Source organism: Gordonia sp. PS3, from assembly GCF_041950545.1.
GTDB lineage: Bacteria > Actinomycetota > Actinomycetes > Mycobacteriales > Mycobacteriaceae > Gordonia > Gordonia sihwensis.
The window spans coordinates 1,269,044-1,293,076 of record NZ_CP169524.1; the positions used below are offsets into that span (position 1 = coordinate 1,269,044).

Below are 24,033 nucleotides of genomic sequence, written 5' to 3' on the forward strand. Positions count from 1 at the left end.
GACTCCCGGTTCGCTCGCGAGGTGGCTGAGCGTGCAGCCGACGAACTCTCCGGCCCGGTGCATCAGCACAGCCTCCGATGCTGGCAGTGGGCGATCGCGTTCGCCGAGGTCGACGGCCTGGACGTCGATGCCGAGCAGTTGTGGGCGGCGACGATGCTGCACGATCTGGCGCTCGGTGCGCCCGATCACCCCGACTACGGCTGTTTCGCCGCGCTCGGCGCCGATCATGCGGCCCGACTCGTCGCGGCACACCGAGGCCAGGCGCAGGCCGAGGTGGTGCGCGCGGCGATCGCCGGACACTTCCACCCGGCCGTTCCGGCGGAGCCGGTCGCGCGATGCCTGCACTCGGCGGTCGAACTCGACGTCGTCGGATATCGGCTGAGGGAGGTCGACGGAGGGCTCGTCACGGCCACCGAGAGCGCGCATCCGCGCGCCGGGTTCGGCGAGGTGTTCACGACTGCGATGAGAACCGAGGCGAGACTGCGACCGCACTCGAGCGCGGCAGTGCTGTGGCGCGCCGGCGCGCGCGTTCCGATGGCATTGAACCCGCTCGCGCGTTGATCGATCCGGTCGCCGGTGCGTCGGCCGGATCAGTCGGGCAGCCGATGCGCGCCGACCGAGCGGCGGCGCCTGCCGGTGACCGGGGCGATCGGCGCAGTGATCTCCAGCTCGCCGGACTCGGGTGCGACGCGGCCCGCGGCGATGCGCTCGTCCAGATCGAGCATCCGGGCGTGGATGATCGTGCGGTTCCGCAACGCCGAGCGCACGGCCCGGTGCAGCCCGTCCTCGAGATACAGGTTTCCTTCGAACAGCACCACGTGGGCGAACAGGTCGCCGTAGAAAGTCGAATCCTCCGACAGCAGCTTGTCGAGTGCGAGGACGGTGGTGACGGTGGTGAGCTGATCGAGCCGGAACTGGCGCGGCGGGATCTGCGCCCACTCGCGCGCGGTGAGACCGTGATCGACGTAGGGTCTGCCCTCGCGCACGCCCTTGAAGATCATCGCGGTCCTGGTCTTTCCGTCGGTTACGTAGAATGGTCGTATCCACTGTAGGCAAAGTCGTGGCATCGGGAGGTACGGACTTGTCGTCGTCGACGGATGACCGGCGTTTCGAGATCTTGCGTGCGATCGTCACCGACTACGTCTCCACGCAGGAGCCGATCGGGTCGAAAGCGCTCGTGGAGCGCCACCACCTGGGCGTCTCGAGCGCCACCGTCCGCAACGATATGGCGGCGCTCGAAGCCGAGGGGTACATCGCCCAGCCGCACACCAGCTCGGGTCGGATCCCGACCGACAAGGGCTACCGGATGTTCGTCGACCGCATCAGCGAGATCAAACCGCTGTCGGCCGCCGAACGCCGCGCGATCCTGTCGGTGCTCGACAACGGGGTCGACCTCGACGACGTACTGCGCCGCTCGGTCCGCCTGCTCGCGCAACTCACTCGCCAGGTCGCCGTGATCCAGTACCCGGTGCTCTCCACCGCCCGCGTGCGGCACCTCGAAGTCGTCTCACTCTCGCCCACCCGATTGCTGCTGGTGGTCATCACCGACACCGGCCGGGTGGAGCAGCGGATGGTGACCCTCTCCGAGGAGATCGACGAGGACAACCTGGTGCGGGTGCGCGACATGTTCTCCACGGCCCTGGACGGCAAGCGGCTCGAAGACGCCTCGGTGGCGGTCGCCGAACTGGCGACCACCGCGCCCGCGGACCTGCGCGAGGCGGTCATCACCATCGCCACCGTGTTGGTCGAGACCCTCGTGGAACGCGGAGACGACCGGCTCGTCCTCGGCGGCACGTCGAACCTGGCGCGGTCGGCGGCCGACTTCTCCTCGAACATGGGCGGCATGGACATCGTGCTCGACGCGCTCGAAGAGCAGGTGGTGGTCCTCAAGCTGCTCGCGCACACGCAGCGGACCGGAAAGGTCACCGTCCAGATCGGCGAGGAGACCAACACCGAGAACCTCCGGAGTACCTCGGTGGTCTCGACCGGGTACGGTGCTTCGGGCACCGTCTTCGGCAGTGTCGGTGTGGTTGGACCCACCCGAATGGACTATCCGGGAACAATCGCATCGGTGGCGGCGGTTGCGAAATACGTCGGCGAAGTCCTCGCCGACCGTTAGTTGATGTCTTGATTGCGAAGGACCTAATTCACCGTGGCTCGTGACTACTACGGAATTCTGGGCGTGTCTGCAGGCGCGTCGGACCAGGAGATCAAGCGTGCGTACCGCAAGCTGGCTCGCGAACTGCACCCCGACGTCAACCCCGACGCCGAGGATAAGTTCAAAGAGGTCACGACCGCCTACGAGGTGCTCTCCGATCCCGAGCGCCGGCGCATCGTCGACGCGGGCGGCGACCCCCTGGCGGGCCCGAGCGGCGGCTTCGGAGGCGATCCGTTCGGTGCAGGCGGGCTCGGCGACATCTTCCAGACTTTCTTCGGTGGGGCCACTGGCGGCTTCGGGGGCGGCCGCGGTCCCCGGGGACGGGTGCGCCCCGGTGAACCCGCACTGGTGGGCGTCAGTCTGACCCTGGAGGAGATCGCGGCGGGCGCACGCAAGGAGATCACGGTCGACACCGCGGTCCTGTGCGATACGTGCAAGGGATCGGGCACTCGCGACGATTCGAAGCCGGTGACCTGCGCGACGTGCAAGGGCGCCGGTGAGATCCAGGCCGTGCAGCGGTCCTTCCTCGGCCAGGTGATGACGGTGCGCGAATGCCCGGAGTGTCACGGGGTCGGAGAGACCATCCCCGATCCGTGCCTCAAGTGCGGCGGCGACGGCCGCGTCCGTTCGCGCCGCACGATGACCGTGAAGATCCCGGCCGGCGTCCAGGACGGCATGCGCGTGCGACTGGCCGGGCAGGGCGAGGTGGGCCCCGGCGGAGGCCCGGCGGGCGATCTCTACGTGGAGGTCTCCGAGCAGGCCGACGACGTCTTCGTCCGTGACGGCGACGATCTGCACTGCACCGTCCGGGTGCCGATGGTCGACGCGGCGCTGGGCACCGAACTCACCGTCGACACCGTGCTCGGCGGCTCCGCGACCCTCACCGTCGAACCCGGCACCCAGCCCGGCACCGTCGTCCGGGTGCGCGGCCAGGGGCTGCCGCATCTGAACTCCGGTGTGCGCGGCGACCTGCACGCACATCTGGACGTGGTGGTGCCGAAGCGGATCGACGGACGCCAGAGCGACCTGCTCCGCGAACTGCGCGAGGTCTCCGGCGAGGAAGTGGAACTTGTGACCGCCACCTCCAAGGCCGCCGCCAACGGCGGACTCTTCTCCAAGCTGCGTAACGCCTTCGCCGGCCGATGACGCCGCCGCTCTTCTGGGTCGACGAGGTGCCGCGCGCCGGCGACACCACGGTGCTGTCCGGCCCGGAGGGCAGACATGCGGTGACCGTCACGCGGATCGGTGCCGGAGAGACGGTGACCCTCGGCGACGGACGCGGAACCACCGCCGAGTGCGAGGTGATCGAGGTCGGCGGAAAGGACCGGCTCACCGTCCGCGTCGGCCGGGTACAGGTCCACCCCCGTCCCAAGCCGCTGGTGACGATCGTGCAGGCGCTGCCGAAGGCTGAGCGCAGCGATCTCGCCGTCGACCTGATGACTGAGGCCGGGGTCGACGCGATCGTGCCGTGGCAGTCGGCTCGCACCATCGCCCGCTGGAGCGGCGTGAAGGCCGTCAAGGGTGTGGAGAAGTGGCGTGCCACCGCGGCCACCGCGGCCAAGCAGGCGCGCCGGGCGTGGATCCCCGAGGTCGCCGATCTGGCCGGCACCACCGACGTGCGCGAGCTGGCGGCACGGGTGGCCGCCGACGGAGGGATCGTCGCGCTGCTTCATGAGGACGGCGCGGTCGCGTTCCGTTCGCTGGATTTCGCCGAGGTGCCCGAGGTGCTTCTCGTGGTGGGGCCCGAAGGCGGACTGGCGGAGACGGAGATCGCCGACCTCACCGCCCTGGGTGCGGTGCCGGTGGTGCTGGGTCCGGAGGTGCTGCGTACCGTCGCCGCCGGAGCGGTGGCGCTCGGCGCCCTCGGCGCGGTCACCGACCGCTGGACTCGATAAAGGACATCTGTTGCGTCGCAAGAAGATTCACTATGGCGATCAGCCAAGCCAGTTCGGCCACCTGTATCTTCCGGAACGGGGGCCGGCCGAGTGCGCGCCGCTCGTCGTCCTGGTGCACGGCGGATACTGGTCCACCGAGTACTCGCTGGTGATCAACACACCGGTCGCCCGCGACCTGGCGCAGCGCGGGGCGGCGGTCTGGAACATCGAGTACCGCAGGGTGGAAGAGACCGGCGGCGGCTGGCCGGGTACCGGGCGCGATGTGGTCGCGGCGATCCGTGCCCTCGAGGGTCCGGTCGCCGAACAACTGGCGATCGACGGCGTCAAGGTCGATCGCAAGAACGTCGCCGTCGTCGGACACTCGGCGGGCGGACAACTCGCGGTCTGGGCGGTCGCGCAGACCGACGCGAGGGCGGGCGGCTTCCGCATCGCGACGGTGGTTCCGCAGTCCGCGGTCCTCGACTTCACCGGCGGCGCCTCCGACCGCACGTCGGTCCGTCGGTTGATGGGCGTCTCGTTCGAGGAGGCGCCGGACCGCTACGCGGCGGCGTCGCCCGCCTGCCAGCCGCCCTTCGACGCGCTGGTGGCCGCCGTGCACACGGCCGACGACGCCTCGGTGCCGATCGAGCTGAGCCGCCGCTACGTGGAGGGGGCCGCCGCGCGCGGTCAGCGGGCGGTGCTCTACGAGGTGCCGGGGGAGGGGCACGACGCCTTCGTCGATCCGCGCAGCGCGGCGCACAGGCAGACCCTGCGGGTGCTCGGCATCTGACCGGCGACGGCGGCCGCGGGCGTACTCGCTCGCACCCGGCGATCACCGGCGATAGACTTGAGCGAATCCACACAAGCGTGCGACCGCCCGCCGACCGACCCCGGGGAGACGAAACTCAGTGACTGACGACAACCGCGACGACCCGACGGCCGCGGCGGTGACCAGTTCGAATATCGAGGTTCCCCAGGACCTGGCGGTGGGGCTGCTCGGCGCGGCCGACGTCAACCTCCGCACCCTGGAGGTGCAGCTGCCCGCCGACATCCACGTCCGCGGCAATCTGATCACGCTCACCGGCGTACCCGCCGACGTGGCCGCGTCCGAACGGGTGATCGCCGAACTGGTCCGCGTGGTGCGCGGAGGGACCACACTCACCCCCGACCTGGTGCGTCAGAGCCTGTCGATCCTGGCCACGAGCGATTCGGAGACCCCCGCCGATGTGCTGAGCCTCGACATCATCTCGCGGCGCGGCAAGGTGATCCGCCCCAAGACGCTCAATCAGAAGCGGTACGTCGACGCGATCGACGAGAACACGATCGTCTTCGGAATCGGACCCGCGGGCACGGGCAAGACCTACCTCGCGATGGCCAAGGCGGTGCAGGCACTGCAGACCAAGCAGGTCAGTCGCATCATCCTGACCCGTCCCGCGGTGGAGGCGGGAGAACGGCTCGGCTTCCTGCCCGGCACGCTCCATCAGAAGATCGACCCGTACCTGCGCCCGCTCTACGACGCGCTTCACGACATGATGGATCCGGAGGCCATCCCCAAGCTGATGGAGGCCGGCGTCATCGAGGTGGCGCCGCTGGCCTACATGCGCGGCCGGACGATCAACGACGCCTTCATCATTCTCGACGAGGCTCAGAACACCACGGGCGAGCAGATGAAGATGTTCCTCACCCGCCTGGGCTTCGGCGCCAAGATCGTCGTCACCGGCGATACGACGCAGATCGACCTCCCGGGCGGGGCCCAGTCGGGCCTGCGCGCTGCGGCCCGCATCCTCGACGGGATCGACGACATCCATTTCGCGAACCTGACCAGCGCGGACGTGGTGCGGCACCGGTTGGTGGCCGACATCGTCGACGCGTACGGCAGGGCCGAGGCTCACGAGGGCAATCGCGCGGCTCGACGCGAAGGGCTGCGCCACACGAGCGGAGGGCGTCGCCGGTGAGCGTCGAACTGTTCAATGAGTCGGGCGTCGACGTACCCGAGCAGCTGATCATCGAGGCGGCACGGTTCGCGATGCGCCGGATGGAGGTGCATCCGGGTGCTGAACTGTCGATTCAGCTGATCGACTCCGATTCGATGGCCGAACTGCACATGCAGTGGATGGATCTGCCGGGGCCCACCGACGTGATGAGCTTCCCGATGGATGAGCTGACGCCCGGCGGGCGCCCCGACGCGGACGAGCCCGGCCCGGCGATGCTCGGCGACATCGTGCTGTGTCCGGAGTTCGCCGCCGAGCAGGCCAAGTCGCAGCACCACAGCTTCGAGCACGAACTCGCCGTACTCACCGTTCACGGCGTGCTGCACCTGCTCGGATTCGACCACGCCGAGCCGGACGAGGAGCGCGAGATGTTCGGGCTGCAGGGCCAGATCATCACCGATTGGTACTCGGCCCGCGACGACCGCGCGCGGCTGCTTCAGCAGGCGCAGCGCGACGCCCGGCTTCTCAACGACATCGGATTCGCCGGCCCGGAAGGGCGCTGACGGGTGTCTCCTCTGCTCAGCGACATCGTGTTTCTGTGCGTTGCCGCGCTGCTGACCGTGCTCGCGGGCGGCTTCGCCGCCACCGACGCCGCGCTGGCGACCGTCTCGGTCGCACGCGTCGACGACCTCGTGAAAGAGGGTCGGGCGGGGGCCCGGCGCCTGCACACCGTGGTGGAACAGCGCGGCACCTACGTGGGACTCGCGGTTCTGCTGCGCGTTCTCTGCGAGGTGGCCGCGACGACGATGGTCGCGGTGGTCGCGGTCGACGCGCTCGGCACCGGATGGGGCATCGCCGTCACCGTCGCCGCGATGACCGTCGTCTCGTACGTGGCCGTGGGCGTGGGCCCCCGCACCCTGGGCCGTCAGAACGCGTACTCCATCTCGCTCGTCGCCGGACCGATCCTGACGGCGGTCGGAGTCCTGCTGCGTCCGGTGACGCGGCTGCTGATCCTCATGGGCAACGCGCTGACCCCCGGCAAGGGCTACCGGAACGGGCCGTTCGCGACGGAGGTCGAGGTGCGCGAGGTGGTCGACATGGCTCAGCAGCGGGGCGTGGTCGACGCCGACGAGCGACGCATGATCCAGTCCGTGTTCGAGTTCGGCGACACCGACGCCCGCGAGGTGATGGTCCCCCGGCCCGAGATGGTGTGGATCGAGCACGACAAGTCGGCGGCTCAGGCGATGAGTCTCGCGGTCCGGTCGGGCCACTCGCGGATCCCGGTGATCGGTGAGAACCCCGACGACGTCCTCGGCGTGGTGTATCTCAAGGACGTCGTAGAACGCCTGCTGCCGCAGCTGTCGAGCGCGGCGCGCGGAGTCTCCGTCGAGGAGGTGATGCGCGACGCCGAGTTCGTGCCGGACTCCAAACCGCTCGACGACGTCCTCTCGGACATGCAGGCCAACCGTAATCACATGGCGCTGCTGGTGGACGAGTACGGCGGCATCGCCGGGCTCGTCACGATCGAGGACGTCCTGGAGGAGATCGTCGGCGAGATCACCGACGAGTACGACACGGACGAGGTCGCCCCCATCGAGAAGCTGGGCGACGACGTGTACCGAGTGTCCTCGCGGCTGCCGGTGGAGGATCTCGAAGAACTGTTCGGCACCGAGATCGACCTCGATCTCGACGACGTCGACACCGTGGGCGGGCTGCTGGCCCTGCGCCTGGGCCGGGTGCCGCTGCCCGGCGCCAAGGTGAAGGTCGACGGACTGCGGATGATCGCCGAAGGCGGTCCCAACCGGCTCGGCCGCCAGCGCATCACCTCCGTCGTCGTACGGCGGTCCAAGAAGTCAGCTCCCGCCGTCCCGGCGAGCGAGGGGTCCGGCGAGACGAACGACCTGAAGGAGAACTGACAGTGACCGAATTCCGATCCGGCTTCGTGTGTTTCGTCGGAAGGCCGAACACCGGCAAGTCGACGCTCACCAACGCGCTCGTCGGTGACAAGGTGGCGATCACCTCCAATCGTCCGCAGACCACGCGGCACACCATCCGCGGCATCGTGAACCGGCCCGATGCGCAGCTGATCCTGGTCGACACCCCCGGCCTGCACCGTCCTCGCACCCTGCTCGGCCAGCGGCTCAACGACCTCGTCCGGGAGACCTACGCCGACGTCGACATCATCTGCGTGTGCATCCCCGCCGACGAGGCGATCGGACCCGGCGACCGGCGCATCATCGACGAGATCAAGGCGACCTCGCCGCGTACGCGCAAGGTCGGCATCGTGACCAAGATCGACCGCGTGGGGCCCGAGAAGGTGGCCATGCAGTTGATGGAGCTGTCGAAGCTGATGGGCCCCGACGCCGAGGTGGTGCCGTGCTCGGCGAAGTCGGGCAAGCAACTCGACGTGCTGGGCGACGTCCTCGTCTCGCTCTGCGAGGAGGGCCCGGCGTTCTACCCGGACGGCGAGCTCACCGACGAACCGGAGCAGGTGCTGATGGCGGAGTTCATCCGCGAGGCCGCGCTGGAAGGAGTCCGGGACGAGCTTCCGCATTCGCTGGCGGTGGTCATCGAAGAGGTGATTCCCCGCGAGGACTCCGAGGTCGTCGACGTGCACGCCATCCTCTACGTCGAACGCGATTCCCAGAAGGGGATCGTGATCGGCCACAAGGGGTCCCGACTGAAGGAGGTCGGCATCACCGCGCGCGCCCAGATCGAGCGGCTCCTCGGCACCCGCATCTATCTCGACCTGCACGTCAAGGTCGCGAAGGACTGGCAGCGCGACCCGAAGCAGCTCGGACGCCTCGGCTTCTGAGCAGCGCACGGGCGGTTGATCGCGAGTCGGCCCGGCTCACCGCACCAGTGCCAGACCCGTGATCATCTGCCCCATGTCGGCCACGACGCGATCGCCCGTGCCGTCCAGGGCGACGGCCAGGATGGTGCCGCCCAGATCGGACACGTACGCCAGGCCGGCCCGCGTGTCGACGGCGATGCCGACCGCCTCGTGCAGTCCGCGGGCCAGGATCTCCGGAGGCGTTCCGGGCTCGCCGGGACCGGGCAGCGGCGCCCGGTTGAGCGTGTTGCCGTCGGGTTCGGCGCCGCGGTCGGTCCAGTACAGGACACCGTCGACCACCTCGAGATCGATGGGCTCGGGGAGTCCGCTCCACAGCGTCTCGACATCGGAGCGACGGTCGGCGGACTCGCCCTCGGGAACGGACAGTCCGGCCCGGAAGATCCGGCCGAGACCGCCTTTCGACGGCCCCTTCTGGGTCCAGTACAGGTGATCGCGGTCGACGGCGACGCCGACGCATTCGGCGGTGCCGTCCCCGGTCTGCGCGTTGACCACCAGGTCGATCCGGTCGGAGCCGTCGAGTCTGCACGAGGACACGCGCAGCCCCTCCCGATCACCCCAGTACAGCCGCTCGCGGCCGTCGGTCGCGAGTTGTTTCCCGGTGGTCAGCGCTCCGGGCGGCAGCAGGTCGCGTCGGTCGGTCCCGTCGAGGCGCATGGCGTGGAGGCCGCCGGTCGGTGCCGTGTAGTCGAACGCCGCCTCGCCGTCGACGCCGGGGATCCGTTCGGGACGGCCCATCGTCGTCCAGTAGACGGTGTCGCCGACGACGACCACGCCGTCCGGTGAGTACGCGGTGTCCTTGTGGACGACGCTCGTCCGGCCGTCGGCGACGTCGACGCGGAAGATGGTGCGGGTGGCGAGTCCGAGTGCCAGCAGTGCGGTCATGAGTCTCCTTCTCGCCGGGTCGGTTCCGAGAGTAGACGCCGAATCCCGGCGCCGCTGGCGGCTGAGCCGTTGACATCCCGCGCGGGCTGCGGGACCGTCGAGGAATGGGGAGCATCGATCTGCCTGCCGGACCCATCGACTACCTCGACACCGGAGGTGACGGGCCGGTGCTGCTCTTCGGCCACGGGCTCCTGATGAACCGGACTCAGTGGCGCCGGGTGATCCCCCTTCTCGACGACTTCCGGTGCATCGCGCCGACGTGGCCGCTCGGCGCCCAGCGGCAGCCGATGAACGCTTCCGCCGATCTGACGCAGTCGGGGCAGGCGAACATCATCGCCGATTTCCTCGAAGCACTCGATCTGCGCGCGGTCACCCTCGTGCTGAACGACTGGGGCGGTGGGCAGTTCATCATCTCGGAGGGCCGCGACGAACGGCTGGCGCGGCTGGTCCTCGCCTCGTGCGAGGCGTACGACAACTTTCCGCCGCGGCCGGCCCGGCCGGCCGCCCAGCTGTGCCGCGTGCCCGGCGGGACGTGGTTGCTGACCCGACTGACTCAGTTGTCGGTGTTCCGGCACGGGCGGGCGGGCTACGGCGGGCTGGCCAAGAACCGGATACCCGACGCGGTGATGGACGACTGGTTCGGCCATGCGCTGGCCGATCCCGGCGTCCGCCGTGACCTGCGCAAGTTCGTCACGGGTACACCGCCCAAGCAAGTACTGCTCGACTGGCACCGCAAGGTGGTGTCCTTCGATCGACCCGTGCTGCTGCTCTGGGCCACCGAAGATCGGATGATGCCGGTGGAGCACGCCCGCCGGATGGTCGACGAGTTCCCCGATGCGCGGCTGGTGGAGATCGCCGACTCCTGGACTCTGCTGCCCGAGGACCAGCCGGAGCAGGTCGCCGCGGCGCTGCGCGAATTCGTCGGTGCCCGGTGACACAATGGTCGGGTGAGGTTCTACCAGGATGAGGCCGTCGTGCTGCGCCAGCACAAGCTGGGCGAAGCCGATCGCATCATCACCTTTCTCACCGCCGAGCATGGTCTGGTGCGCGCGGTCGCGAAGGGCGTGCGGCGCACGCGCTCGAAATTCGGTGCGCGGCTCGAGCCGTTCGCACACGTCGACGTCCATTTCTATCCCGGTCGCAATCTCGACGTCATCACCCAGGTGCACAGCCTGAACGCTTTCAGCGATCTCATCGTCGCCGATTACGGCCGGTACACCACCGCGTGCGCGGTACTGGAGACCGCCGAGCGTCTGGCCGGTGAGGAGCGGGCGCCGGCACAGCATCTGCACCGGCTCACCGTCGGCGCCCTCGAAGCGCTCGCCGAGGACCGCCGAGACCGTCAGCTCATTCTGGACGCCTTCCTCCTGCGTGCGATGTCGTCGGCCGGCTGGATGCCCGCGCTGTCGGTGTGTGCGCGGTGCGCTTCACCGGGACCGCACCGCGCGTTCCACGTCGCGGCCGGTGGCGCGGTGTGCGTGCATTGCCGCCCGGCCGGTGCGGCCACCCCGTCGGTCGGGGTGCTCGATCTGATGGAGGCGCTGGCGCGCGGAGAGTGGGATCACGTCCTGCTCGCGACGCCGTCGCAGCGCCGTCAGGCGACCGGTCTCACCGCCGCGCATCTGCAGTGGCATCTGGAACGGCAACTGCGCACCTTGCCGCTCATCGAACGGCAGGCGCCGCATAGTCTGATCGAGCGACCCGCGAGCGAAGGCGCCGCCCGGACCGACGTCCCGGGCGCCGGCGTCGCAGTCACCGAAACCGCATGAAAGGCCGGAGCTGATGGCTCGTCTCACCCGCCGCGCCCAGGCGTCCGCACCCGTCGAGGTGCGCCCGCCCGATCCGCATCCGTCCGGAGCCACACCGCCGGAGATCCCCGCCGAGCTGATACCGAGACACATCGCGCTGGTGATGGACGGCAACGGCCGGTGGGCCAAGGAACGCGGCCTGCCGCGCACCGAGGGGCACAAGCGCGGTGAGGCCGTGTTGATGGACAGTGTCTGCGGCTGCATCGAGCTGGGCGTCACCCATCTGTCCGCCTACGCGTTCTCCACAGAGAACTGGTCGCGCAGCCCGGAAGAGGTCAAGTTCCTCATGGGTTTCAACCGCGACGTGATCCGGCGCCGCCGCGACGAGATGAACGAGATGGGCGTCCGCGTGCGGTGGGCCGGGCGACGGCCGAAGCTGTGGCGCAGCGTGATCAAAGAACTCGAGGTCGCCGAGGAACTCACCCGGAACAACACCGTCATGACCTTGACCATGTGCGTCAATTACGGCGGCCGGGCCGAGATCGCCGATGCGGCGAGAGAGATCGCCCGCCGGGCGGCGCGGGGGGAGATCGATCCCGAACGGATCACCGAGGCGAGTTTCGCCAAGTACCTCGACGAGCCCGACATGCCCGACGTGGACCTGTTCCTTCGTCCGTCGGGGGAGCAGCGGCTGTCGAACTTCCTGCTGTGGCAGAGCGCGTACGCCGAGATGGTCTATCAGGAGAAGTTGTTTCCCGACTTCGACCGCCGGGACCTCTGGGCCGCCTGCCTGGAGTATGCCAAGCGCGACCGACGATTCGGGAGCGCCTGAGGCCGCGACGTCAGTCCGGCGTCGCCGACGTGAACTGCGCGAGCGCCTCCGTCAGCCGCTCTTCAAAGGCTTCGGGCGTCACACCGGCGTCGCTGAGCGGACCGCGACCGTCCTCCACCTCCAGCAGAGCGAGCACGATGTGCTCGGTGCCGATGTAGTTGTGCCCCAGACGCAGCGCATGGCGGAAAGTCAGTTCCAGCACCTTGCGTGCGGCGGCGTCGTACGGAATCACCTCCGGTGCCTCACCCGGTTCGGGCAGGGCCTCGGACGCCCCGGCGGCCAGCGCGTCGACGTCGACGCGCAGCGCGGCCAGCAGCGTCACCGCCAGCGACTCGCGGTCGTCGAGCAGCCCGAGCAGCAGATGCGCGGGGGATACCTCGCTGTTGCCCGCCGCTTCGGCGGCGTTGTGTGCGGCGGCCGCGACATTGCGCGCACGAGGGGTGAACTGATTGAACCCCTGAGCCGGGTTCAGATCGGCCGCCGTACCCGGGTCCTTCGGTGTGAACCGCTTCTGCACGGCCTGTTTGCTGACGCCCATGCTGGTCCCGATCTGGGTCCAGGACGCACCGCTGCGGCGTGCCTGATCGACGAAGTGGCCGATCAGGTGGTCGGCCACCTCGCCGAGGTGGTCGGCGGCCAGCACCGCGTCGGACAGTTGATCGAGCGGATCGTCGTGCACCTTCTTGATCGTGTCGATCAGGTCGTCGAGTCGGACGGTGGGAGTCAGGGAGGTCTTCTCAGCCATGAGTCAACCTTAAGTTGACGCAGGCGCTCTCGTCAACGGTTGGTTGACGCTGCTGTGCAGTCTCTGCACGTCCCGAAGATCTCGACGGTGTGCGAGATGTCGGCGAAGCCGTTCTCCGAGGCCACCGAGTCGGCCCATCGCTCCACCTTGTCGGCTTTGATCTCCACGGTGGTTCCGCACTCGCGGCATACCAGGTGATGGTGGTGTCCGGTGGAGCAGTGCCGATAGCGGGTCTCGCCTGATCCGTCCCAGATCGCGTCGATCTGCCTGGCTGCGGTGAGCGCCTGGAGGTTGCGGTACACCGTGGTCAGTCCGATCGACTCGCCCCGCTCACGCAGTTTGTCGTGGAGCTGCTGGGCCGACAGGAAGTCGTCGGTGTCCGACAGCACATCGGCGATCGCCGCCCGCTGCTTGGTGGACCGCTGGCCGGTGACCGGCTTGTTCGCCGTGTCGCTCATGTCTGCGCCTCCGTCCGATGTTCAGCGGCGTGCAGGACTGCGTCGACCACGATGTGTGCGACGTGATCGTCGGCCAGCGAGTACTCGACCTCCCGGCCGCGCCGGCTTCCGACCACCACGCCCGACTGCTTCAGGACGCGGAGGTGCTGGCTCACCTGCGGCTGGTTCAGTGCGAGGGCGTCGACCAGTTCGTGGACGCACATCGGCCGGTCGCGCAGTGTCATGACGATCGACACCCGGGCGGGCGAGGCCAGCGCCCGCAGCAACTCGCTGGCGGCGCCGTGCGCCCGGCGGTCGGCGGTCAGTGCCGGCGACATCACCGACTGACTCATGACTGCTCCTTCGAAAGGGATTCAACACCTCCATCCTAAAGGAACTGATTTTCATTTGCCTGTGGCCTCGGCCGGCGCAGCGTAGCGTGCCTGGGTATGACCAGCATCGGTGCGCGGGCGCTGCGGACCCGGTGGTTCGTGCGTTCACCGATACCGCTCTTCCGCGCGGGACTCGGGTTCCTCTTCGGCGGTCGGCTGCTGCTGTTGCAGCACACGGGCCGCAAGTCCGGTGAGCCTCGATACGTCGCCCTGGAAACAGTGGAGCGGCCGGACCGGAACCGAGTGATCATCGCGTCGGGCTTCGGTCGTAGCTCCCAGTGGTTCCGCAACCTTCAGGCCGATCCGCGGTGCCGCGTCTGGATCGGTTTCGACCGCGATCGACCGGCGACCGCGCGAGTTCTCACCCCGCAGGAGTCGGTCGCGGTCCTGGACCGCTACCGCCGCGAGCACCCGAAGGCGTACGCGGAACTGGCGGGAGTGATAGAGGAGTCGACCGGTCTGCCGATCGACCAGATCCCCTATCTCGAACTGACCCTGGATCGCTGACGATCAGCAGACGGCCATCGCGTATCGGCCGGTGCTGCTGTCCTCGGAGACGAGGACCCCGTTCACATAGGTGCGGCAGGCGGCGTAGTGGCCGCTGGTCTGGAAAGAACTGCCGGTGAACTGATACGTCGACCGCGACGTGACGGTGATGCTCCCGGACCACGTCTTCCGGTCCTTGGATCGGGTCGGGAGCGACGGGCGCGACATGGTCTGCATGTCGTCGTAGGCGTCGTACCAGGCCAGCGACTCATTCACCTGCGTGTCGCTGAAGAAGACGTACCTCACGGTGTCGCCGACGGTCGGATCCGCCGAATCGGCGGCGGCCGGGCCGGCAGCGATCGCACAGGCGGTGGCCGCGGCGGCCACGACGGCTCCGGCGACGGCGCTTCGCTTGGTGAGTTTCATGGTTGCTCCTCGTAGTCGGCGATGAGGCGCTGCGCCTCATCGGGTGCTGCGAACGTACGCGGCACCTACGACAATTCCGGCCAGTGCGACTGACCCGGCGATACCGCGGTGGTTCCGGCGCAGTCCCGCGCCGAGCCTCCCCGTGCGGGTGACCGGCGCACTCGTCCCGGCACCGACTACGCTGTACTGCGACGTGCACGACCACCGTCGAGCACCGTGACAGAAGTCCGACCCCCTACGTCGTGGAGATCAGAAAACCGTGGCTGTGCAGTCCAAAGTCGATGCCGTCGTCAACCTCGCCAAGCGGCGGGGTCTGGTGTATCCCTGCGGTGAGATCTACGGCGGAACACGCTCCGCATGGGACTACGGTCCGCTCGGCGTGGAGCTGAAGGACAACATCAAGAGGCAGTGGTGGCGGACGATGGTGACCTCGCGCGAGGACGTCGTCGGACTGGACTCGTCGGTGATCCTGCCGCGGCGGGTGTGGGAGGCCTCCGGGCACGTCGAGGTCTTCACCGATCCGCTGGTGGAGTGCACCAACTGCCACAAGCGTCAGCGCCAGGATCACCTGCAGGAGGCGTACGCGCTCAAGAAGGGGATCGACGATCCCGACTCGGTCCCGATGTCGGAGATCGCGTGCCCCGAGTGCGGCGCGAAGGGGCAGTGGACCGAGCCCAAGGCCTTCTCCGGGCTGCTCAAGACCTTCCTCGGGCCGGTCGACGACCAGGAGGGGCTGCACTACCTCCGTCCCGAGACCGCGCAGGGCATCTTCATCAACTTCAAGAACGTGATGACCACGGCGCGCCGCAAGCCCCCGTTCGGCATCGCGCAGATCGGCAAGAGCTTCCGCAACGAGATCACGCCCGGCAACTTCATCTTCCGCACCCGCGAGTTCGAGCAGATGGAGATGGAGTTCTTCGTCAAGCCCGGCGAGGACGAGCAGTGGCACAAGTACTGGATCGACGCGCGGCACAACTGGTACATCGACCTCGGGATCGATCCCGAGAACCTGCGGCTGTACGAGCACCCCAAGGAGAAGCTCTCGCACTACTCCAAGAGCACGGTGGACGTCGAGTACAAGTTCGGCTTCGGCGGCAACCCGTGGGGTGAGCTCGAGGGCGTCGCGAACCGCACGGACTACGATCTGTCGACCCACAGCAAGGCTTCGGGTGAGGACCTGTCGTTCTTCGACCAGGCCTCGGGTGAGCGATACACCCCGTACGTCATCGAGCCCGCGGCGGGACTGGGCCGGTCGATGATGGCCTTCCTGTGCGATGCCTACACCGAGGAGGAGGTGCCCAACGCGAAGGGCGGCACCGACACCCGAACCATGCTCAAGCTCGACCGTCGGCTCGCGCCGGTGAAGGCGGCGGTGCTCCCGCTGTCCCGCAACGAGAAGCTGTCCCCGAAGGCGCGCGACCTCGCCGCGGACCTGCGCAAGCACTGGAACATCGAGTTCGACGACGCGCAGGGTATCGGCAAGCGCTACCGCCGCCAGGACGAGATCGGCACGCCGTTCTGCGTCACGGTCGATTTCGACACCCTCGACGATCAGGCGGTCACCATCCGCGAGCGCGACAGCATGAGCCAGGAGCGGGTCGCGCTCGACAAGGTCGTGGAGTACCTCGGCGGCAAACTGATCGGCGTCTGACGGGCGCGGGCGGCGCTACCGCAGTGCCGCCACGACGCCGGCGCCGCCGTCCCATTCGGCGACGAGCCACGCCGCACCCGACACCGGGGAGGCGAGGTCGTCGCTGAGGGCGAGCGCCGTCGCGTCGGCCGGTGCGCCTTCGAGGCGGATGCGCACCGGCGGTTCCTGGATCGTCACGGACCCGTCGCTGCTCTGGATCTCGAGACGTGCCTGTTCCTGTCGCCCGCGCAATGCCCGCACGAAGCAGTCGACGGCGACGGGATCGGCGGCGGCCTCGTAGATCCAGCGATCGCCGAGCACCGAGTGAGTCATCGTGGAGACGAGGAACTCGTCGGCCTCCGGCAGCGGAGCGCCACGGTAGGTCAGCGGGATGTGCAGGCTGCGGTCGTCGCGCGAGACCAGCAGAGCTTCGACACCGACCTCGCCCGCAGGATCGTCGAAGCGGTAGCCGCCGATCATCTCCACCTCTCCGGTCCCGCCCCACGGGACGCTGTCGAGGTAGGCGGTGACCAGTTCGAGCTTGGTGGGCGAGAGGGTCGCCTGGTGAACGAGTGCCATGTGACGACCCTAGTGCGCGATGTGCGGACTGTCTCGCGCCGTCGGCGATCGACGTGGGCGGGAAGTCCTGTTCCGGTGGGTCGCGTGATGGATGTCCGCGCCATCGGGTATCTGTAGTGCAACCCCCGACGAGAGGACCGCAGTGAACCCGAGGCTCATCATGTTGTTCAGCGGTGTCCTGATGATCATCGCGTTGGGGTTGATGGTGGGGCAGAAGCAGTGGGTGATGCTCGCCGTGGTCCTGCCGATCTGGCTGATCATCCTCGGCGTGTGGTGGCATCGCCAGCGGAGTCGGTAGTGCCTCGATCCTCATACCCCACACCGGGCTTCCGGCTCAGCGGTCCGTGAACTGATCCAGAACCGAACGCACGCGGGCGTCGGTGAGCTGTGCGAAATCGTCGTACGCGCCGCCGACTCCGATGAAGTCCTCCGGCGTGTACGGACAGACGACGGAGTCGGCCTCGGGAAACATGTCCGCGGTGCCGACCGGGCCGGCGGGCACTGCCACCACGATCCGTCCGGCCCCGCGGCTTCGGAGCGCGCGGACGGCCACGTTCATCGTCGCGCCGGTGGCGACACCGTCGTCGACGAGCACCACGGTGCGGCCGGCCACGACGGGTTGCGGGCGTCGGTCCCGATAGGCGGCGTCACGTCGCCGGAGTTCGGTGCGAGCCGCGTCGACGGCCTCGGCCAGCCTCGCCGGGGTCAGGCCGGTGGCGCGCAGGACGTCGTCGTTCATCACCACCGAATCGTCGGCGCCGATGGCGCCGGCCGCCACTTCCGGCTCCCACGGCACGCCGATCTTGTGCACCAGGTAGACGTCCAACGGCGCCCGCAGGTCCTCGGCGATCGGTGCGGCCACGTCCACTCCGCCGCGGGGGAGTGCGAGCACGATCGTGTCGTCGCGCCCGCGGAGATCGGACGACAGCCTCTCGGCCAGGACCCGCCCGGCGTGCGCGCGGTCGCGGTACCGGCGAGTCGAGAACCTCCGCGATATCACCACAGTCGCCGTTCCAGTTCGTCGACCCGGTCCTGCAACTGGTGGATCTGATCGATATACGGCTGCACCCGTTCACGGACCTGTTCGGAGGTGTACAAGGGCACCATCGACCGCGCACAGTTCCAGTCGAAGGCCTCGACGTCGATGACGATGCTGCGCTCGCATCGTGCGGCGATCCGGCCGTCCGCGACCTGGGACAGGCGTTCGAGCAGTTCGGGATCGGCGTCGCCGTCGATCACAGTGGCACGCCCGAAGACCTTGAGCCGCATCTTCTTCGGATGATCGGCGACGAAGAGCGCGACACGACCGTCTGTCTCCAGGTTGCCGACCGACACGAACTGCTGATTGCCGCGGAAATCGGCGAATCCGAAGCGATTGCCGCCGAGGTGGTGGACGAATCCGGTCGGCCCGCTGCGGTACTGGACGTACGGCCACCCCGAGGGGGTCACCGTCGCCATGTGGAAGGCGAACACCCCGGTGAGCATCCGAACCTCCCGCGGCGTCACCTGCTGCGGGCCCGAATCGGGTGTGTCGAGACCCGCGCCGTAGGCCACCACGCTGCCGGTGATGCGTTGCCGCGCAACGGCTGCGTCGCCGAACGCGATGTGCTGATACCGATCTCCCACGGTCTCCAGGCTAGGCGGGGCCACCGGAACCGCGTCATCCGATACTCGTCAGTAATTAGAACAGGTTCTAATTCTCCGCTATTCTCCATGGTCATGGAACGATTGAGCGGCCTGGATGCCAGCTTCCTCTACCTCGAGACACCCGAGCAGTTGATGCACGTCTGCTCGGTGATGGTCATGGACAAGTCCACGGTTCCCGGCGGGTATTCGTTCGCGACCTTCCGAGCCACACTCGACGAGCGTGTGCGCCGAGTTCCCCAGTTCACTCGGCGGGTGCGACGCGTTCCGCTCGATCTCGGCCACCCCGTGTGGGTCAAGGACGAGCACTTCGCTATCGACCACCACCTGCACCGGATGGCACTGCCCGCACCCGCCGGCCACGCCGAACTCATGGAGATGTGCGGTCATCTGGCCGGACTCCCGATGGACCGCGGCCGCCCGCTGTGGGAGATGAACGTCATCGAGGGATACCGCGGCGAGGACGGCGAGGAGAAACTGGTCGTCTTCACGAAGATGCATCACGCCACGGTCGACGGCGCGTCGGGCGCCAATCTGATCTCGTACCTGTGCAGTCTCGAACCGGACGCGCCACCGCTGGCCACCGATGAGATCCCCATGGACGGACGGTCGCCGGGGTCGCTCGAACTCTTCGGCCGCGGCATCGTGAGCACGCTGTCGCGACCGCTGTCGATCCCGAAGATGCTGAGTCCGACCCTGGGGCTGATCACCGAGACGGTGAGCCGCGCCCAGCACGGCACCGCGATGGCGCCTCCGCTCACCGCGCCGCGGACCTCGTTCAACGGCACCATCACCGGTCACCGCACCATCGCGGTGGGCGATATGGACCTCGAGGACGTCAAGGCGGTCCGGCGCGCGACCGGTGCGACGGTCAACGACATCGTGCTGAGCATCGCCGGCGGCGCTCTGCGCGACTATCTCCTGGAACGCGACGAGCTGCCCGACTCGTCGCTGCTGGCCACCGTGCCGGTCTCGGTGCGCGGAGAATCCAAGCGTGACGAGGGGGCGAACAAGGTCTCGGCGCTGTTCACCCGGCTCGGGACCGACATCGCCGACCCGCTCGAGCGGCTGACCGCGATGACCGAGGCGAACAAGCACGCGAAAGACCATCACAACGCGATCTCCGCGGACACCCTGCAGGACTGGGCCGAGTTCGCCGCGCCGCGCACTTTCGGGCTCGCCGTGCGCGCATATGCGGGACTGCGCCTGGCCGACCGCCATCCGGTGGTGCACAATCTGGTCATCTCGAACGTCCCCGGTCCGCCGATTCCGCTGTACTTCATGGGAGCCCGGATGGACGGGATGTACCCGCTGGGCCCGGTCTTCCACGGAGCGGGCGTCAACATCACGGTGCTGTCGAACAACGGCGTCGTCCACGTGGGCGTCATCGCGTGTGAGGACAGCATGCGCAGCCCGGAGAAGCTCGTCGCCCACTTCCCGGAGGAACTCGCGCGGCTCAAAGAACAGGTCGCGCCCGCGGGGTAGACGCGAAGTGGGCGAACAGCGCGGCGGGCATCACGACTCGGCGCGCTCGCGCCACCGAGCCCGCACCACGCTGCAGGCGTGCGCGAACACCGGCACGAATTTGTCGGCATCGATCACGCAGCACGAGTGACCGCCGTCCACCTCGTGCACCGTGGCGCCCGGGATGCGGCGGGCCATCGCGATCTGCCGGGCCGGCGGTATCGCGCGGTCGCGCAAGGGCACCACGACGGCGGTCGGCACATCGATCTGGCTGATCCACGGTCGCGTATGGTGCCTTCCGATGGCGCCGACCGCCTTGCCGACGGCGATCGGCGACGTGGAGCGGAACTCGTTGAGCGCCCACCGGTTGATGTCGACGGCCGGGTCGACCTGCGACGCCTGAACTCGGCCGGCGCGGCGCGGGGAACCGGATCCGGGAACGCGTGAGGTGATGCCCGCCATCCCGTTGTGGAAGACCCGTTCGGTCGCGGTCATCTGAAAGGCGTCGGTGGAGGCGCAGAGCACCAGCCCGCCCGCCCGGCCGGGATGCTGCCGCCAGACACGCTGAGCGACCAGCGATCCCATCGAGAAGCCGGCGAACATCGCTTCATCGATTCCGAGGACGTCTAGCAGTGCCACGGCGTCGTCGGCGCAGTCGCGGAGGCTGAACTCGGATGATTTGATGCCCTGACCGTGCCAGCGCAGGTCGAGAGTGATCACCCGGAAGCGCTTCGACAGTTCCGGGATGCTCGGAAACCAGGTCAGCAGGCCGGTGGTCGTCAGCGCGTGCAGAAGAACGATCGGCGGTGCGTCGGCGGTGGGACCGGCGGTGTCGGTGACGTAGGTGGAGCCCCGTCCGGGCAGTTCGATCAGACGGCCCGCGGGTATGTCGACTCTCGGCAGCCGGACTCGCGGTGCGCGCGTGGCAGTCAGGTCTCGTCGAGCAGGATTCATCGGTCGCCCCTTCGTTCCCGGAGCCCCAGGAACTAGAACATGTTGCATTTGCGATCACTATGCCATGAGGTGTCGGTGGCCGGTCATCCGAGCGCCGTCACTTCTCGGAAGTGGTGCGCAGATGACATACAGATAACGCTTCATGTCATCGGAGCGGCCGTTATCCCTTGTCTCGTAGCGTGGAGGCACAGCAGTCGAGACAAAGGATGGGCAAATGGACGCAATTGCAGCGAGTGAGATCCTGGCGCGCTCGAGTACGACCACCAATGTCGGATGGATCGGCTATCTGGTCATCGGCGCGATCGCGGGCTGGATCGCCGGAAAGATCGTCAAGGGCGGCGGTGCCGGGATCCTGATGAACATCGTCATCGGCGTCATCGGCGCGCTGATCGGCGGTTTTCTCTTGAGTTTCTTCCTGGACACCGCGTCCGGCGGCTGGTGGTTCACCCTCCTGACGGCAGTGCTCGGTTCGGTGATCCTGCTGTGGATCGTGGAGAAGGTGCGCGGCAGTTCGGGCAGTTGAACGCCAGTTCGCCACGGCGGCGGGTCCTCGGCTTCGGTCGGGGACCCGCCGCCGTTCTCGTGCGCTGATCTGCGGGTCTCAACTCGGTCTCAGGGCGCTGTTTCGGAGCGAAGTGGCCCCATACTCAGTCGAAACACCAGTCACTTCAGCCACGGAGGTCACATTGTCCAGGTCATTTCGTTTCTCGATCGCGTCGGTCGCCGCGTCGGCCGCACTCGTCGGAGGCGCGGTCGCCGCACCCGCCGCACACGCCGACACCTCCCGCGACGCGGCTGCCGCCCGTGCCGCACTCCACGAGGTCGCCGCTCAGCCGAACGACGCCGCATCGGTGATCGACTCGATCGACGAGGCCAACGCGGTCCTCAAGAAGCTCGGCATCACTCCGTTCACGCCGACCAAGGGACTGTGCACCGATCTGTCGATGCCGTCGGCGGTCGGCGGCGCGATGCCCGGATCGATCACTCCGCTCCTCGGTGACCTGAACAAGTCGCTTCGCGTCAAGGACAAGGACATCAACGCGATTCAGAAGGGTGAGGTGCTCTACGGCTTCGTGCCGGTCGACAAGTTCTCCGACACCAAGGACAAGAGCGGCATGCGTGTCGCGTGGTTCAACGTCAACACCCTCGACGGCGGGTTCGGCGAGCCCATGAAGGGGCTCGGCGACTCGATCGTCGACGCCGTGGACGCACGCCTGAAGGAAGCGGATGTCAGCGCCTTGGTGCGGACCCTCGCCCGGAAGACGCTCGGCTCGGTCGTCGCGGCGATTCCGGCCAACGGCGCTCGAGGCGGCATCGTCAAGACCGGCTCGGGCACGGTTCTCTCCGCGATCTACGGCACGATGCAGAAGGCCGGCGGCAGTGAGGACGCGCCGGTCACGTGCTACTTCTTCCCGTCGCTGGGCATCGCGACCGTGAAGTAGCCGGCCGGGAAAAGGTCTCCCGATCGCGTGCACACCCCTCCGCCGAAGCGAGACAATGGAGTCGACGATTCGAGGAGGCGGGCAATGACTGATCTCACCGGAAAAGTGGCCTGGGTGACCGGTGCGGCGCGCGGGCAGGGACGATCGCACGCACTGGCCCTGGCGGCGGCGGGCGCGCACGTCGTCGTCACCGACATCGCGGCGCCGGTCGACACGATCGCCTACCCGATGAGCGATCCGAAAGACCTCGCGGAGACGGCGAGAGAGATCAAGTCGACCGGCGGCTCGGTGACATCGGCGCAGGTGGACGTTCGCGACCGGGCCGCGGTGAACGGGCTCGTCTCGCGGATCCGCGACGAACGCGGACGCCTCGACATCCTCGTGTGCAATGCCGGCGTCTGCTCGTTCGAACCGGTCGAGTCGCTGACCCACCAACAATGGGCCGACGTCATCGACACCAATCTCACCGGTACGTTCAACTGCGCGCAGGCCGTTCTCACGCTGATGAAGGAGAACCGGTTCGGCCGCATCGTCGGGATCTCCTCGGGAGCCGGCCGGGGCGGCATGCTGCATCTGAGCCATTACGCCGCGAGCAAGTGGGGGATCATCGGATTCATCAAGTCGTTGGCCCTGGAAGTGGGTGCGTACGGCATCACCGCGAACGTGGTGTGCCCGGCGTCGGTGGCGACGCCGATGGTGCTGAACACCGCGACGATGAAGAGATTCTGTCCGACGATCGAGCATCCGACGCAGGACGATCTCGCTCAGGTCTTCGCCGGTTGGAGTCCGCTGGGCGTGCCGTGGCTGGCACCGGCCGACGTCACCCGCGCGGTGATGTATCTGGTCGACGACCCCGGCGTCATCACCGGCACGGTGGTCGAGGTGAGCCTCGGGACGAATGCGACGCGTCAGTAGGAGCCGCGGTGGTCGTCGACCGGTTGACATTCCGATCACTACCAGGCATTTCAGCTCGGTCGGCTGACGGTTTTGAGGCATAGTAGTAGGGGAGTGCGTCGCGCGGGCAAGGGGTTCGCGGTGTGGGCGTGCTTTGGAGAGAGAGTTTGTGGTGGCTGTCAACGGCAAGGTCGTGCATTTCGACACCAATCGTGGTTTTGGATTCCTGGCGCCCGCGGAGGGCGGAGACGACGTCTTCCTGCACATCAACGACGTGGGCATCGATGAGACCCTGCTGCGCCCCGGCGCCGAGGTCGAGTTCGACGTCGAGAGCACCGATCGTGGCGCGAAGGCACTGAACGTGAAGGTGACCAAGGAGGCTCCGGAGGGCGAGTCGCCCGCCGCCGAGCGCGCCCAGCGCCGTGACGAGGGCCGCGGACGCTTCGGCGACCGGCACGATCGCGGCGACCGCCGTGACGACCGGCGCGGCGGCCGTGATGACCGCGGACCGCGACGCTTCGGCAATCGGGGCGGCGGCCGTCTGTTCAACGAGATCACCGAGCTGCTGCTCGACGCCTCGCCGGACCTGACCGCTCGTCAGATCGTCGCGATCCGATCCGGTCTCCTGGACATGGCATCCCAGCGCGGCTGGTCGGAGTAG

General features: G+C 68.1%; 30 protein-coding genes. 20 read left to right on the forward strand and 10 right to left on the reverse strand.

All coding sequences use genetic code 11. The annotated features are described in order from the left end of the window. Window positions 1-21 precede the first annotated feature (21 nt). A complete protein-coding gene (locus tag ACE11G_RS05855; protein ID WP_231650324.1) occupies window positions 22-561 on the forward strand; it encodes an HD domain-containing protein in 540 nt (179 codons plus the stop codon). Between the two features lie 29 nt (window positions 562-590). Here the strand turns inward: ACE11G_RS05855 and ACE11G_RS05860 are convergent, their stop codons facing one another. Continuing rightward, window positions 591-1,001 (reverse strand): type II toxin-antitoxin system VapB family antitoxin, encoded by a 411-nt coding sequence (locus ACE11G_RS05860; protein WP_006897638.1) that lies wholly within the window; start codon window positions 999-1,001, stop codon window positions 591-593. Between the two features lie 32 nt (window positions 1,002-1,033). Between ACE11G_RS05860 and hrcA the strand changes: the two genes are divergently transcribed. The 8 genes from hrcA to era all read left to right on the forward strand — a co-directional run bounded on the left by hrcA (window position 1,034) and on the right by era (window position 8,778). Continuing rightward, entirely contained in the window at window positions 1,034-2,119 is a 1,086-nt protein-coding gene (gene hrcA, locus ACE11G_RS05865; protein ID WP_045540250.1) for a heat-inducible transcriptional repressor HrcA, read from the forward strand. 33 nt (window positions 2,120-2,152) lie between these two features. Continuing rightward, entirely contained in the window at window positions 2,153-3,304 is a 1,152-nt protein-coding gene (gene dnaJ / locus ACE11G_RS05870; RefSeq protein WP_006897640.1) for a molecular chaperone DnaJ, read from the forward strand. After that, a complete protein-coding gene (locus tag ACE11G_RS05875; RefSeq protein ID WP_375003922.1) occupies window positions 3,301-4,053 on the forward strand; it encodes a 16S rRNA (uracil(1498)-N(3))-methyltransferase in 753 nt (250 codons plus the stop codon). The genes dnaJ and ACE11G_RS05875 overlap by 4 nt, the downstream gene beginning before the upstream one ends. A 10-nt stretch (window positions 4,054-4,063) precedes the next feature. Next, complete coding sequence (locus tag ACE11G_RS05880; RefSeq protein WP_062367876.1) at window positions 4,064-4,822, forward strand: S9 family peptidase; 759 nt, start codon at window positions 4,064-4,066, stop codon at window positions 4,820-4,822. Window positions 4,823-4,940: 118 nt separating this feature from the next. Continuing rightward, complete coding sequence (locus tag ACE11G_RS05885) at window positions 4,941-5,987, forward strand: PhoH family protein (RefSeq protein WP_006897643.1); 1,047 nt, start codon at window positions 4,941-4,943, stop codon at window positions 5,985-5,987. After that, window positions 5,984-6,526 (forward strand): rRNA maturation RNase YbeY, encoded by a 543-nt coding sequence (ybeY, locus tag ACE11G_RS05890; protein ID WP_006897644.1) that lies wholly within the window; start codon window positions 5,984-5,986, stop codon window positions 6,524-6,526. Before ACE11G_RS05885 ends, ybeY begins: the two co-directional genes overlap by 4 nt. Before the next feature lie 12 nt (window positions 6,527-6,538). Next, entirely contained in the window at window positions 6,539-7,879 is a 1,341-nt protein-coding gene (locus ACE11G_RS05895; protein ID WP_039867904.1) for a hemolysin family protein, read from the forward strand. Window positions 7,880-7,881: 2 nt separating this feature from the next. Further along, window positions 7,882-8,778: a GTPase Era gene (gene era / locus ACE11G_RS05900; protein WP_062367875.1), complete on the forward strand. Its 897-nt coding sequence runs from the start codon at window positions 7,882-7,884 to the stop codon at window positions 8,776-8,778. A gap of 36 nt (window positions 8,779-8,814) precedes the next feature. On the opposite strand, the gene ACE11G_RS05905 is transcribed toward era, so the two are convergent. Further along, a complete protein-coding gene (locus ACE11G_RS05905) occupies window positions 8,815-9,699 on the reverse strand; it encodes a hypothetical protein (protein WP_062367874.1) in 885 nt (294 codons plus the stop codon). Between the two features lie 104 nt (window positions 9,700-9,803). Here ACE11G_RS05905 and ACE11G_RS05910 point away from each other — a divergent pair, with 104 nt between their 5' ends. The 3 genes from ACE11G_RS05910 to ACE11G_RS05920 are packed head-to-tail and all read left to right on the forward strand — an operon-like array spanning window position 9,804 to window position 12,279. Further along, window positions 9,804-10,634: an alpha/beta fold hydrolase gene (locus ACE11G_RS05910; RefSeq protein WP_006897648.1), complete on the forward strand. Its 831-nt coding sequence runs from the start codon at window positions 9,804-9,806 to the stop codon at window positions 10,632-10,634. A 12-nt stretch (window positions 10,635-10,646) separates the two neighbouring features. Further along, on the forward strand, window positions 10,647-11,468 hold the full coding sequence (recO, locus tag ACE11G_RS05915) for a DNA repair protein RecO (RefSeq protein WP_006897649.1): 822 nt from the start codon (window positions 10,647-10,649) through the stop codon (window positions 11,466-11,468). 13 nt (window positions 11,469-11,481) lie between these two features. After that, on the forward strand, window positions 11,482-12,279 hold the full coding sequence (locus ACE11G_RS05920; protein ID WP_006897650.1) for an isoprenyl transferase: 798 nt from the start codon (window positions 11,482-11,484) through the stop codon (window positions 12,277-12,279). 10 nt (window positions 12,280-12,289) lie between these two features. On the opposite strand, the gene ACE11G_RS05925 is transcribed toward ACE11G_RS05920, so the two are convergent. Genes ACE11G_RS05925 through ACE11G_RS05935 form a run of 3 tightly spaced genes read right to left on the reverse strand, consistent with a single transcriptional unit; the run spans window position 12,290 to window position 13,814 of the window. Next, a complete protein-coding gene (locus ACE11G_RS05925) occupies window positions 12,290-13,024 on the reverse strand; it encodes a Clp protease N-terminal domain-containing protein (protein ID WP_045538843.1) in 735 nt (244 codons plus the stop codon). A 32-nt stretch (window positions 13,025-13,056) separates the two neighbouring features. After that, window positions 13,057-13,482 carry a Fur family transcriptional regulator gene (locus ACE11G_RS05930; protein ID WP_006897652.1) on the reverse strand — a complete coding sequence of 142 codons (426 nt, stop codon included), beginning with the start codon at window positions 13,480-13,482 and terminating at the stop codon, window positions 13,057-13,059. After that, a complete protein-coding gene (locus tag ACE11G_RS05935; protein ID WP_006897653.1) occupies window positions 13,479-13,814 on the reverse strand; it encodes a metalloregulator ArsR/SmtB family transcription factor in 336 nt (111 codons plus the stop codon). The genes ACE11G_RS05930 and ACE11G_RS05935 overlap by 4 nt, the downstream gene beginning before the upstream one ends. A gap of 96 nt (window positions 13,815-13,910) precedes the next feature. Between ACE11G_RS05935 and ACE11G_RS05940 the strand changes: the two genes are divergently transcribed. Then, window positions 13,911-14,360 carry a nitroreductase family deazaflavin-dependent oxidoreductase gene (locus tag ACE11G_RS05940; protein ID WP_045538845.1) on the forward strand — a complete coding sequence of 150 codons (450 nt, stop codon included), beginning with the start codon at window positions 13,911-13,913 and terminating at the stop codon, window positions 14,358-14,360. A 3-nt stretch (window positions 14,361-14,363) separates the two neighbouring features. On the opposite strand, the gene ACE11G_RS05945 is transcribed toward ACE11G_RS05940, so the two are convergent. Continuing rightward, the gene (locus ACE11G_RS05945) at window positions 14,364-14,765 is read right to left on the reverse strand and encodes a hypothetical protein (protein ID WP_045538848.1); all 402 of its coding nucleotides are present in this window, start codon (window positions 14,763-14,765) and stop codon (window positions 14,364-14,366) included. Window positions 14,766-15,024: 259 nt separating this feature from the next. Between ACE11G_RS05945 and ACE11G_RS05950 the strand changes: the two genes are divergently transcribed. Beyond that, window positions 15,025-16,416 (forward strand): glycine--tRNA ligase, encoded by a 1,392-nt coding sequence (locus tag ACE11G_RS05950; RefSeq protein WP_006897656.1) that lies wholly within the window; start codon window positions 15,025-15,027, stop codon window positions 16,414-16,416. Window positions 16,417-16,431: 15 nt separating this feature from the next. On the opposite strand, the gene ACE11G_RS05955 is transcribed toward ACE11G_RS05950, so the two are convergent. Further along, window positions 16,432-16,974, reverse strand: coding sequence for a hypothetical protein (locus ACE11G_RS05955; RefSeq protein WP_006897657.1), 543 nt, complete (start codon window positions 16,972-16,974; stop codon window positions 16,432-16,434). A gap of 142 nt (window positions 16,975-17,116) precedes the next feature. Here ACE11G_RS05955 and ACE11G_RS05960 point away from each other — a divergent pair, with 142 nt between their 5' ends. Next, complete coding sequence (locus ACE11G_RS05960; protein ID WP_006897658.1) at window positions 17,117-17,272, forward strand: hypothetical protein; 156 nt, start codon at window positions 17,117-17,119, stop codon at window positions 17,270-17,272. A 36-nt stretch (window positions 17,273-17,308) separates the two neighbouring features. On the opposite strand, the gene ACE11G_RS05965 is transcribed toward ACE11G_RS05960, so the two are convergent. Further along, complete coding sequence (locus ACE11G_RS05965) at window positions 17,309-17,977, reverse strand: phosphoribosyltransferase (RefSeq protein ID WP_006897660.1); 669 nt, start codon at window positions 17,975-17,977, stop codon at window positions 17,309-17,311. Further along, on the reverse strand, window positions 17,971-18,600 hold the full coding sequence (locus ACE11G_RS05970; RefSeq protein ID WP_062367872.1) for a pyridoxamine 5'-phosphate oxidase family protein: 630 nt from the start codon (window positions 18,598-18,600) through the stop codon (window positions 17,971-17,973). The genes ACE11G_RS05965 and ACE11G_RS05970 overlap by 7 nt, the downstream gene beginning before the upstream one ends. A 93-nt stretch (window positions 18,601-18,693) precedes the next feature. Here ACE11G_RS05970 and ACE11G_RS05975 point away from each other — a divergent pair, with 93 nt between their 5' ends. Continuing rightward, window positions 18,694-20,103, forward strand: a complete 1,410-nt coding sequence (locus ACE11G_RS05975; RefSeq protein WP_222111550.1) for a wax ester/triacylglycerol synthase family O-acyltransferase — start codon at window positions 18,694-18,696, stop codon at window positions 20,101-20,103. Window positions 20,104-20,133: 30 nt separating this feature from the next. On the opposite strand, the gene ACE11G_RS05980 is transcribed toward ACE11G_RS05975, so the two are convergent. Beyond that, a complete protein-coding gene (locus tag ACE11G_RS05980) occupies window positions 20,134-21,036 on the reverse strand; it encodes an alpha/beta fold hydrolase (protein WP_375003923.1) in 903 nt (300 codons plus the stop codon). A gap of 214 nt (window positions 21,037-21,250) precedes the next feature. On the opposite strand from ACE11G_RS05980, the gene ACE11G_RS05985 reads away from it, so the two are divergent. From ACE11G_RS05985 to ACE11G_RS06000, 4 genes are all read left to right on the forward strand, one after another. After that, window positions 21,251-21,559 carry a GlsB/YeaQ/YmgE family stress response membrane protein gene (locus ACE11G_RS05985; RefSeq protein WP_375003924.1) on the forward strand — a complete coding sequence of 103 codons (309 nt, stop codon included), beginning with the start codon at window positions 21,251-21,253 and terminating at the stop codon, window positions 21,557-21,559. A 163-nt stretch (window positions 21,560-21,722) separates the two neighbouring features. Beyond that, the gene (locus ACE11G_RS05990) at window positions 21,723-22,478 is read left to right on the forward strand and encodes a hypothetical protein (RefSeq protein ID WP_375003925.1); all 756 of its coding nucleotides are present in this window, start codon (window positions 21,723-21,725) and stop codon (window positions 22,476-22,478) included. Between the two features lie 84 nt (window positions 22,479-22,562). Beyond that, entirely contained in the window at window positions 22,563-23,393 is an 831-nt protein-coding gene (locus ACE11G_RS05995; protein WP_375003926.1) for a mycofactocin-coupled SDR family oxidoreductase, read from the forward strand. Between the two features lie 151 nt (window positions 23,394-23,544). After that, the gene (locus ACE11G_RS06000; RefSeq protein WP_039867897.1) at window positions 23,545-24,033 is read left to right on the forward strand and encodes a cold-shock protein; all 489 of its coding nucleotides are present in this window, start codon (window positions 23,545-23,547) and stop codon (window positions 24,031-24,033) included.

Bases quoted from the DNA above. Each gene is read 5' to 3' on its own strand.
- ACE11G_RS05920 (WP_006897650.1), top strand. From the start codon at position 11,482: ATGGCTCGTCTCACCCGCCGCGCCCAGGCGTCCGCACCCGTCGAGGTG.
- ACE11G_RS05860 (WP_006897638.1), bottom strand. From the start codon at position 1,001: ATGATCTTCAAGGGCGTGCGCGAGGGCAGACCCTACGTCGATCACGGT.
- ACE11G_RS05935 (WP_006897653.1), bottom strand. From the start codon at position 13,814: ATGAGTCAGTCGGTGATGTCGCCGGCACTGACCGCCGACCGCCGGGCG.
- ACE11G_RS05905 (WP_062367874.1), bottom strand. From the start codon at position 9,699: ATGACCGCACTGCTGGCACTCGGACTCGCCACCCGCACCATCTTCCGC.
- ACE11G_RS05945 (WP_045538848.1), bottom strand. From the start codon at position 14,765: ATGAAACTCACCAAGCGAAGCGCCGTCGCCGGAGCCGTCGTGGCCGCC.
- ACE11G_RS05955 (WP_006897657.1), bottom strand. From the start codon at position 16,974: ATGGCACTCGTTCACCAGGCGACCCTCTCGCCCACCAAGCTCGAACTG.
- hrcA (WP_045540250.1), top strand. From the start codon at position 1,034: ATGGTCGTATCCACTGTAGGCAAAGTCGTGGCATCGGGAGGTACGGAC.
- ACE11G_RS05875 (WP_375003922.1), top strand. From the start codon at position 3,301: ATGACGCCGCCGCTCTTCTGGGTCGACGAGGTGCCGCGCGCCGGCGAC.
- ACE11G_RS05930 (WP_006897652.1), bottom strand. From the start codon at position 13,482: ATGAGCGACACGGCGAACAAGCCGGTCACCGGCCAGCGGTCCACCAAG.
- ACE11G_RS05940 (WP_045538845.1), top strand. From the start codon at position 13,911: ATGACCAGCATCGGTGCGCGGGCGCTGCGGACCCGGTGGTTCGTGCGT.
- ACE11G_RS05925 (WP_045538843.1), bottom strand. From the start codon at position 13,024: ATGGCTGAGAAGACCTCCCTGACTCCCACCGTCCGACTCGACGACCTG.
- ACE11G_RS05975 (WP_222111550.1), top strand. From the start codon at position 18,694: ATGGAACGATTGAGCGGCCTGGATGCCAGCTTCCTCTACCTCGAGACA.
- ACE11G_RS05980 (WP_375003923.1), bottom strand. From the start codon at position 21,036: ATGAATCCTGCTCGACGAGACCTGACTGCCACGCGCGCACCGCGAGTC.
- ACE11G_RS05910 (WP_006897648.1), top strand. From the start codon at position 9,804: ATGGGGAGCATCGATCTGCCTGCCGGACCCATCGACTACCTCGACACC.
- ACE11G_RS05985 (WP_375003924.1), top strand. From the start codon at position 21,251: ATGGACGCAATTGCAGCGAGTGAGATCCTGGCGCGCTCGAGTACGACC.
- ACE11G_RS05995 (WP_375003926.1), top strand. From the start codon at position 22,563: ATGACTGATCTCACCGGAAAAGTGGCCTGGGTGACCGGTGCGGCGCGC.